General features: G+C 64.7%; 11 protein-coding genes. All 11 read left to right on the forward strand.

The window, feature by feature from the left end; all coding sequences use genetic code 11:
• The first annotated feature begins 128 nt into the window (after positions 1-128).
• From nirS to AC07W0_RS24575, 11 genes are read left to right on the forward strand one after another with little or no spacing between them, the layout of a single operon-like run.
• On the forward strand, positions 129-1,802 hold the full coding sequence (nirS, locus tag AC07W0_RS24525) for a nitrite reductase (RefSeq protein WP_102618930.1): 1,674 nt from the start codon (positions 129-131) through the stop codon (positions 1,800-1,802).
• Between the two features lie 24 nt (positions 1,803-1,826).
• Positions 1,827-2,141 (forward strand): c-type cytochrome, encoded by a 315-nt coding sequence (locus AC07W0_RS24530; RefSeq protein ID WP_017849351.1) that lies wholly within the window; start codon positions 1,827-1,829, stop codon positions 2,139-2,141.
• Between the two features lie 16 nt (positions 2,142-2,157).
• A complete protein-coding gene (locus tag AC07W0_RS24535) occupies positions 2,158-2,475 on the forward strand; it encodes a c-type cytochrome (RefSeq protein ID WP_017849352.1) in 318 nt (105 codons plus the stop codon).
• The gene (locus AC07W0_RS24540; RefSeq protein WP_102618931.1) at positions 2,472-3,641 is read left to right on the forward strand and encodes a cytochrome D1 domain-containing protein; all 1,170 of its coding nucleotides are present in this window, start codon (positions 2,472-2,474) and stop codon (positions 3,639-3,641) included. The genes AC07W0_RS24535 and AC07W0_RS24540 overlap by 4 nt, the downstream gene beginning before the upstream one ends.
• 1 nt (position 3,642) lies before the next feature.
• Positions 3,643-4,101, forward strand: coding sequence for an Lrp/AsnC family transcriptional regulator (locus tag AC07W0_RS24545; protein WP_017849354.1), 459 nt, complete (start codon positions 3,643-3,645; stop codon positions 4,099-4,101).
• 23 nt (positions 4,102-4,124) lie between these two features.
• On the forward strand, positions 4,125-4,613 hold the full coding sequence (ahbB, locus tag AC07W0_RS24550) for a siroheme decarboxylase subunit beta (RefSeq protein WP_032804989.1): 489 nt from the start codon (positions 4,125-4,127) through the stop codon (positions 4,611-4,613).
• Positions 4,606-5,049 (forward strand): Lrp/AsnC family transcriptional regulator, encoded by a 444-nt coding sequence (locus AC07W0_RS24555; protein ID WP_102618932.1) that lies wholly within the window; start codon positions 4,606-4,608, stop codon positions 5,047-5,049. Before ahbB (AC07W0_RS24550) ends, AC07W0_RS24555 begins: the two co-directional genes overlap by 8 nt.
• A complete protein-coding gene (ahbB, locus tag AC07W0_RS24560) occupies positions 5,024-5,524 on the forward strand; it encodes a siroheme decarboxylase subunit beta (RefSeq protein ID WP_017849357.1) in 501 nt (166 codons plus the stop codon). Before AC07W0_RS24555 ends, ahbB (AC07W0_RS24560) begins: the two co-directional genes overlap by 26 nt.
• Positions 5,525-5,536: 12 nt before the next feature.
• Positions 5,537-6,718, forward strand: coding sequence for a heme d1 biosynthesis radical SAM protein NirJ (gene nirJ, locus AC07W0_RS24565; RefSeq protein ID WP_017849358.1), 1,182 nt, complete (start codon positions 5,537-5,539; stop codon positions 6,716-6,718).
• Between the two features lie 44 nt (positions 6,719-6,762).
• Complete coding sequence (cobA, locus tag AC07W0_RS24570; RefSeq protein WP_017849359.1) at positions 6,763-7,587, forward strand: uroporphyrinogen-III C-methyltransferase; 825 nt, start codon at positions 6,763-6,765, stop codon at positions 7,585-7,587.
• Positions 7,584-9,038 (forward strand): cytochrome D1 domain-containing protein, encoded by a 1,455-nt coding sequence (locus AC07W0_RS24575; RefSeq protein ID WP_102618933.1) that lies wholly within the window; start codon positions 7,584-7,586, stop codon positions 9,036-9,038. Before cobA ends, AC07W0_RS24575 begins: the two co-directional genes overlap by 4 nt.
• Positions 9,039-9,568: the final 530 nt, after the last annotated feature.

Below are 9,568 nucleotides of genomic sequence, written 5' to 3' on the forward strand. Positions count from 1 at the left end.
CGAGACAAACTTGATCGTGATCAAGCGAAGTTTGCGGTGCTGCCCCCTAGTCTGGCCCCGCACGAAGAACCTGCGCCCCGCACCGTGTTGCGAGGCAACGCAAAGGTCCCGCCTGAGGAGTAAATGGAATGCTGACTCGCAACAGAAAACCCTTCACCCTGAGCCTCGCCGCACTGAGTTGCGCGTTGGCCTTGGCACTGCCCTTGAGCGCCCATGGCGCACCCCAGCCGGCCGAAGTGAAAACCGCCGGCGCGCCGGACATGAGTCAGGCGGACTTCGACACCTCCAAACAGATTTACTTCGAGCGCTGCGCCGGTTGCCACGGCGTGCTGCGCAAGGGTGCCACCGGCAAACCGCTGACACCGGACATCACCCAGGCCCGTGGCCAGGCCTATCTGGAAGCGCTGATCACCTACGGTTCCCCCGCCGGCATGCCGAACTGGGGCACCTCCAATGCGTTGACCAAAACCCAGATCAGCCACATGGCCAGTTTTATCCAGCACACCGCGCCAACCCCGCCGGAATGGGGCATGGCCGAAACCCTCAAGACCTGGAAAGTGCTGGTCAAGCCCGAAGACCGGCCGAAGAAACAGCTGAACGATCTGAACCTGGAAAACCTGTTCTCCGTCACCCTGCGCGACGACGGCAAGATTGCGCTGATCGATGGCGACAGCAAGAAAATCGTCAAACTGATCAACACCGGTTATGCCGTACACATCTCGCGGATCTCCGCCTCGGGCCGCTACCTGCTGGTGATCGGCCGCGACGCCAAGATCGACATGATCGACCTGTGGCCCGCCGAACCGACCAAGGTCGCCGAGATCAAGGTCGGCATCGAGGCGCGCTCGGTGGAGACCTCGAAATTCAAGGGCTACGAAGACAAGTACGCCATCGCCGGTTCCTACTGGCCGCCACAGTTCACCATCATGGACGGCGAGACCCTGGAGCCCAAACAGATCGTGTCCACCCGCGGCATGACCGTCGACAAGCAGGAATATCACCCCGAGCCCCGTGTCGCGGCGATCATCGCCTCCCACGAATGGCCGGAGTTCATCGTCAACATCAAGGAAACCGGCAAGGTGATGCTGGTCAATTACCAGGACATCAAGAACCTCACCATCACCACCATCGACGCCGCGCCGTTCCTGCATGACGGTGGCTGGGACAGCACGCACCGCTACTTCATGACGGCGGCCAACAACTCGAACAAGGTCGCGGTGATCGACTCCAAGGAGCGCAAGCTCACTGCCTTGGTCGAGGTCGGCAAGACCCCGCACCCAGGCCGCGGCGCCAACTTCGTACACCCTACCTACGGGCCGGTCTGGGCCACCAGCCACCTGGGCGACGGCGGCATCTCAGTGATCGGCACCGACCCGATCAACCACCCGCAATACGCCTGGAAACAGGTGGAATCGCTCAAGGGCCAGGGCGGCGGCTCGCTGTTCATCAAGACCCATCCCAACTCCCGGCATTTGTATGTCGACACCACCCTCAACCCCGACGCCAAGCTGAGCCAGTCGGCCGCGGTGTTTGACATCGACCATCTGGACAAGGGTTACACCGTGCTGCCGATCGCCGAATACGCCGGCATCAAGCAAGGCGCGCTGCGCGTGGTGCAGCCGGAATACAACAAGGCCGGCGACGAGGTGTGGTTCTCGGTATGGAACGGCCAGACCGAGGAATCGGCGCTGGTAGTGATCGACGACAAGTCCCTGAAGCTCAAAGCGGTTATCAAGGACAAGCGCCTGATCACCCCAACCGGAAAATTCAACGTCTACAACACCCAACACGACATTTATTGAGCCCCATCAACACAAGGACTTCCGATGAAAAATACTCTCTTCGCACTGCTGACCTGTGCCGCCGCATTCAGCCTGCAACCGGCCTTCGCCCAAGACGGGCTGGCCTTGTTCAGCAGCAAACCCTGCGTCGGCTGCCACATGGTTGACAGCAAACTGGTGGGGCCGGCCTTGAAGGACGTCGCGGCCAAGAACGCCGGCGTGAAAGACGCCGCCGTGACCCTCGCCAGCCACATCAAAAACGGCACCCAAGGCAACTGGGGGCCGGTTCCGATGCCACCGAATATGGTGACGGAAGACGAAGCCAAGGTCTTGGCCGAATGGGTCCTGACCTTGAAATAAGCACAAGGAGCGCGCCATGAATGCATCGATGATCGGTACGGCCATGGCGCTGTTCCTGCTGATTCCCACGTGGGCGCTGGCCACACCGGACGCCGCCCGCCTCGAACACCTGCTGACCCAGGACTGTGGCGCCTGCCACGGCCTGTACCTCACCGGCGGCCTGGGCCCGCCCCTCACCCCGGCGGCCCTCGCCGGGCAAAGCCGCGACAGCCTGACCGCCACCATTACCTATGGCCGCCCTGCCCGCGCGATGCCCGGCTGGGCGCCGTTGCTCAGTTCCAGCGAGATCGCCTGGCTGGTCGAACGCCTCTTGCAAGGAAGCCCCGCACCATGATGCGCCCCACTCTTCTATCGCTGTGCCTGCTGCTCGGTGCCTGTGCCCAACCGCCGCTGCGCGGTACTGGCGACCTGGGCCTGGTGATCGAACGCGCCAGCGCCAGTGTGCAAATCATCGAGACCAGCGGGATGACGGAGCTGGGCCGGATCGACGGCTTGGGCGACCTGTCCCACGCCTCGGCGGTGTTTTCCCGCGACCAGCGCTACGCCTACATTTTCGGCCGCGATGGCGGCCTGAGCAAAGTCGATCTGCTGCGCCAACGCGTTGAAAAACGCATCATCCAGGGCGGCAACAGCATCGGCGGCGCCATCAGCCAGGACGGCCGCCTGATTGCCGTGTCCAACTACCAACCCGGCGGGGTCAAGGTGTTCGATGCGCAGACCCTGGCCCAGGTGGCCGACATTCCCGCCACGCCCCTGGCCGACGGCAAACGCTCGCGGGTGGTGGGCCTGGTGGACGCGCCCGGCCAACGCTTCGTGTTCAGCCTGTTCGACACCGGCGAGATCTGGAGCGCCGACTTCAGCCAAGGCAACACCCCGCAGATCACCCGGTTCCGCGGCATCGGCGAACAACCCTACGACGCGCTGATCACCGCCGATGGCCGTTACTACATGGCCGGGCTGTTCGGTGAGGACGGCATGGCCCAGCTCGACCTGTGGCATCCCGAGCACGGGGTCAAACGTGTGCTCGCGGATTACGGGCGCGGCCAGGCAAAACTGCCGGTGTACAAGATGCCCCACCTCGAAGGCTGGGCCGTGGCCGACAACCAAGCCTTCGTGCCCGCTGTCGGCCATCACCAGGTGCTGGTGATGGATGCGCGCAGCTGGCAGCAGACCGCCGCCATCGACGTCGCCGGCCAACCGATTTTCGTCACCGCACGCCCCGACGGGCGCCAGCTATGGGTCAATTTCGCCTACCCGGACAACGACCACGTACAGGTGATCGACACCGAGACCCACAAAGTGGTGGCCGACCTGCGCCCCGGTCCCGGGGTGCTGCACATGGAGTTCACCGGGCGTGGCGAACAGCTCTGGCTGTCGGTGCGCGACGGTGAGCAGGTGCAGGTCTGGGACCCGTACCGCATGACCTTGCTCAAGACCTTGCCGGCCTTGAGTCCCAGTGGAATTTTCTTCAGCAGCCGCGCGCAAAAAATGGGGTATTGAGATGGACCTTGACCTGCTTAGCCGTCAATTGATCGAACGCTACCAGCACGGCATGCCGCTGTGCGCCGAACCTTATCGAGAAATGGCCCAGGTGCTGGGCTGCAGCGAGGCCCAATTGATGACGTGCCTGCACCGCCTGGAACTGGCCGGTTCGCTGTCGCGGGTCGGCCCGGTGTTCGAACACACCCGCGCCGGCGCCAGCACCCTGGCTGCCCTGGCGGTGCCGGTCGAACGCCTGGAACAGGTGGCACGGCGCGTCAGCCAGTACCCGGAAGTCAACCACAACTATGCACGCGAGCATCAGTACAACCTGTGGTTCGTGTTGACCGGCCCACACCGTCAGCACCTGCGACAGATCCTCGACGAGCTGGAGCAAGACACCGGCCTCATTCCCCTGGATCTGCCGATGCTCACCGCCTATCGCATCGACCTCGGGTTCTCCCTGGGAGCGCATCCGTGATCATCCCGCTGAGCCAGGAGCAAATGCTCGACCTGCGCCAATGCCTGGAGCGCGGCTTGCCTCTTGTCTCGCGGCCCTACGACAACCTCGCCGAACAGATCGGCGCGCATCACGACCAGGTGTTGCAGCAGATGCAGCAATGGCAGGACCAGGGCCTGTTCCGCCGTGTCGGCCTGGTGCTCAATCACCGCGCCCTGGGCTTTGTCGCCAATGCCATGCTGGTGCTGGACGTGCCCGATGCGCTGGTGGACGAAGTGGGCAACCGCCTGGGCCGCGCGCCCGGTGTCAACCTGTGTTACCAGCGCCCACGCCGCCTGCCGCAGTGGCGCTACAACCTGTTCTGCATGGTGCATGGCCGCGAACGCAAGGAGGTCACGGCGCATATCCAGCGGATGCTGGAACAGCAGCAACTGAGTGACCTGCCGCACCAGTTGCTGTTCAGCACCCACGCCTTCAAGCAATGCGGCGGGCGCTTTACGCCGCCGTCGTCGCAGGTATGGGCCCATGGATGATCTCGACCGGCGCCTGATCAATCGCCTGCAACACGGCCTGCCGCTGGTGCGCGAACCCTGGCGGCAGGTGGCGCAGGAACTGCACAGCCACCCGAGTGAAGTGCTCGACCGCCTGCACGACCTGCTCGAAGACGGGGTGCTGACGCGCTTCGGGCCGATGTTCGATGTCGAGCGCCTCGGCGGCGCCTTCACCCTGGCCGCGCTGGCCGTACCCGACGCGCGCTTTGACGCGGTCGCCGAACAACTCAACGCGCTGCCCCAGGTGGCCCACAACTACCGCCGCGAACACCGCTGGAACATGTGGTTCGTGCTGGCCTGCGGCACCGAGGCCGAACTGGCCGCCACGCTGTCCCGCATCGAGGCCCTGACGGGGTTGGCGGTGCTCAATCTGCCGAAGGAGCAAACCTACCATGTCGGTCTGTATTTCCCGGTCTGACCATCACCTGGCCCTGCGCCTGGTCGCCCTCACCCAGGGTGGCCTGCCGCTGCTGGACGATCCCTGGGCCTGGCTCGCCGAGCAGTTGGGCATCAGCGTCGAGTCGACCCTCGACTTGCTCAAGCACCTGCAGGCTGAAGGCGCGATCCGGCGTGTCGCCGCCGTGCCCAACCATTACCGCCTGGGCTATCGCCACAACGGCATGACCGTGTGGGACGTGGCCGACGTGCAGATGCCGCGCCTGGGCGAATTGATCGGTGCCCAGCCGTTTGTCAGCCATTGCTACCGCCGCCCGCGCCGTCCCGACTGGCCCTACAACCTGTTCGCCATGGTGCATGGGCGTAGCCGCGAGGAAATCGACAGCTACCGCGAGCACCTGCGGTTCCTGCTCGGCGATGCCTGCCGCGGCGACGAGATGCTGGTGAGCAGCCGCATCCTGAAAAAAACCGGCCTGCGCCTGACGCCGGCACCTTAGAAGGAGCGTCCTATGCTACGGATCAGTCAGTACCTGCGTACCCTGGCCGGAAAATGCCCGCCGCCCCGCACCTCGCCGCCCGGCAAGGAGCGGCCGCCGGTGGTGATCTGGAACCTGCTGCGGCGTTGCAACCTCACCTGCAAACACTGTTACGCCACCAGCGCCGACAGCGTGTTCCGCGATGAACTGGACACCCCGGCGGCGCTCCAGGTGATCGACGATTTGCACGCGGCCGGGGTGCGTGTGCTGATTCTATCGGGCGGCGAACCGCTGCTGCGCGCAGACCTGTTCCAGCTCAGCGCGTATGCCCGGGACAAAGGTTTTTTCGTCGCGCTGTCGAGCAACGGCACGCTGATCGACGAACACAATATCCAGCAGATCACCGACGCGCGCTTCGACTACGTGGGCATCAGCATCGACGGCCTGCAGGCGACCCACGATGCGTTTCGCCAGTTGCAGGGCAGCTTCCAGCGCTCGATGCACGCCATCCGCCTGTGCCGCGAGGCCGGCATTCGCGTGGGCCTGCGTACCACCCTGACCCAGGAAAACCATGGGCAGTTGCCGCAACTGCTGGCGCTGATGCGTGACTACGATGTGCAGAAGTTCTACCTGTCGCACCTCAACTACAGCGGGCGCGGCAAACGCAGCCGCCAGTTGGACGCGCACCGGCAGATGAGCCGCGATGCGATGACGCTGATTTTCCAGCAGGCCTGGCACGACATCGAAAACGGCGTCGACAGTGACTTCGTCAGCGGCAACAACGACGCCGACGCCGTGCTGTTGCTGCAGTGGGTCCACCAGCATCTGCCCGAGCATTACCCGCAGTTGGAACACCTGCTGCACGGCTGGGGCGGCAATGCGTCGGGCAGCGGCATCGCCAATATCGACAACACCGGCGAGGTACACCCCGACACGTACTGGTGGCAGCACTCGGTGGGCAATGTGCGCAACACCACGTTCCGCCAGCTCTGGCTGGACCGGCCCGACCCGTTGCTGCTGCGCCTGCGCGAACACCCGCGGACCATCGGCGGGCGGTGTGCCGAGTGTCGCTGGCTGCCGATCTGCAACGGCAACACACGCACCCGCGCCTGGGCCAACGGCGACCTTTGGGGCCCCGACCCGGGTTGCCACCTCAGCGACGCCGAGATCGCCCTGCAGCCTCGCAACCTGATCCCTTGCTCGACCACCCGGTGACACAACCGGGGGCAGCCTACCTGATGATGTATCAAGGACGTCTCATGCACACTCCGACCACCTTACCTGCCAGTTTGCACAGCCCCTTCCACCCCGGCGAAGTCGCCTTGGTGGGCGCCGGCCCCGGCGACCCGCGCCTGCTGACCCTGCGGGCCTGGAGCCTGCTGATGCAGGCCGATGCGGTGGTCTTCGACCGGTTGATCAGCGCCGAGATGTTGGCGCTGATCCCGCTGACCTGCGCGCGCCATTACGTGGGCAAGGCCAGCGGCTGTCACAGCCTGCCGCAGGATCAACTCAACGAACTGCTGGCCGAACTGGCCGACCAGGGGCAACGGGTGGTGCGCCTCAAGGGCGGCGACCCGTTTATCTTCGGCCGTGGCGCCGAAGAGCTGGAATACCTGCTGGCCCGAGGCGTGCCTTGCCAGGTGGTGCCGGGCATCACCGCCGCGTCCGGGTGCAGCGCCTATGCCGGCATCCCCCTGACCCACCGCGATCTGGTCAATTCCTGCCGCTTCGTCACCGGGCACCTGCAACGCGACGGCGCGTTGAAGCTGCCTTGGGCCAGCCTTGCCGAGCCGAGCCAGACGCTGGTGTTCTACATGGGCCTGTCTAACCTCGCGCTGATCGCCGAACACCTGGTGGCGGCGGGCCTGCCGGCGGACACACCGGCGGCGCTGATCAGCAACGGCGCGCGAGCCGACCAGCAGGTGGCCCGTGGCACCCTGCGCCAGTTGCCGACGATGGCCGCCGACTGCGAACCCGGTGTGCCGACCCTGACGGTGATCGGCCATGTGGTCAACCTGTTCGCCGGAGCCGCCCTGCACTTCCCTGCCAGCCTGTCGCCGGCCCGCGAAGCGGTGGCGGTATGAAACGCCTGCTACTGCTGCCCTTGCTCTGGGCCGCCGCCGCCCACGGCACACCGGCCGAGGACTACCAGCGTCACTGCGCGAGCTGCCATGGCGTCAACCGCATCGGCGCCAGCGGCCCGGCGTTACTGCCGGAAAGCCTGGGACGGATCAAGCCGGAGGAAGTGCGCAAGGTCATCGAGCAAGGGCGCCCGGCCAGTCAGATGGCGGCGTTTGCGCCACAGTTGAGCGCTGCGCAGATCGACGGCCTGGCGAATTTCCTGCAGCAACCGCCTGTCACACCGGCGACCTGGAACGAGCAGGACATCCATAACAGCCACACCCTGCTGGCAGACCTGAGCCGCTTGCCGACCACGCCTCAGCATCATGCCGACCCGCTCAACCTGTTTGTGGTGGTGGAGTCCGGCGACCATCACATCGACATTCTCGACGGTGACACCTTTGCCGTGCTGGACCGCTTCCCAACCCATTTCGCGGTCCACGGCGGGCCGAAATTCTCCCCCGATGGGCGCTTTGTGTACTTCGCCTCGCGCGACGGCTGGATCAGCCTGTACGACCTGCACAACCTCAAGCTGATCGCCGAAACCCGCGTGGCGCTCAACACCCGCAACCTCGCGGTGAGCAAGGACGGACGCTGGGTGCTGGTGGGCAATTACCTGCCGGGCAATCTGGTGGTGCTGGATGCCCGCGACCTGTCGCTGGTCAAGACCCTCGACACCGCGTCGCGGGTCAGCGCGGTGTACACCGCTCCGCCGCGCAACAGCTTTATCGTGGCACTCAAGGACGTGAATGAAGTCTGGGAACTGTCCTATGCCGCCGCCCGGCCCAGCTTCGAACCCCGGCGCATCCAGGCCCAGGACGTGCTCGATGACTTTTCGTTTTCCCCGGATTATCGCCAACTGGTCGCCACCTCACGCAAGGCCGGCGGCGGCCAGGTAATCGATCTGGACACCGGCCACGTGGTCACCGACATCCCACTGTCCGGCATGCCGCACCTGGGCTCGGGGACGTATTGGCAGCGCAATGGTGAGTGGGTGTTTGCCACGCCCAATATCAGCAAGGGGCAAATCTCGGTGATCGACCTCAAGACCTGGACGCTGATCAAGCAGATCCCCACCCTCGGCCCGGGCTTTTTCATGCGCAGCCATGCCAATTCGCGTTATGTGTGGAGCGATGTATTTTTCGGGCCGGACAACGATGCGATTCACCTGATCGACAAACAGACCCTGGAAATCGCCCACACCCTACGCCCAATGCCGGGCAAGACCGCCGCCCACGTGGAATTCACCCGCGACGGCCGCTACCTGTTGCTGAGCATCTGGGCCAACGATGGAGCGTTGATCGTCTATGACAGCCAGACACTCAAGGAGATCAAGCGCATCCCGATGAACAAACCGTCGGGCAAGTACAACGTGGGCAACAAAGTCGAATTTGCCGAAGGCACATCACACTGAACCTCGCGCCGGGCACCTGCTCGCCAGCGAGGAAACCCCGGCATGGGTTGAAATGGAAATCGACAACTCCCACAAAGAGACCGCGCTGCGGGCGGACATGGCGATCTAGTGTGGGAGGTGTCGAGCCCCGGCGAGGCTGCGACGGGGCCGGTACTGCTGACAGTTTTGCCGCCTGAGCGTCCGCTATCGCAGCCTCGCTGAAGCTCGACAGCTCCCACAAGGGGACCGCGCTGCGGGCGGACATGGCGATCTACTGTGGGAGGTGTCGAGCCCCGGCGAGGCTGCGACGGAGCCGGTACTGCTGATATTTTTGGCACCTGACCGTCCGCTATCGCAGCCTCGCTGAAGCTCGACAGCTCCTACAAAGGGACCGCGCTGCGGGCGGACATGGCGATCTAGTGTGGGAGGTGTCGAGCCCCGGCGAGGCTGCGACGGGGCCGGTACTGCTGACATTTTTGCCGCCTGAGCGTCCGCTATCGCAGCCTCGCTGAAGCTCGACAGCTCCCACAAGGGGACCGCGCTGCGGGCGG

It is taken from the genome of Pseudomonas sp. GW704-F2 (genome assembly GCF_059423025.1).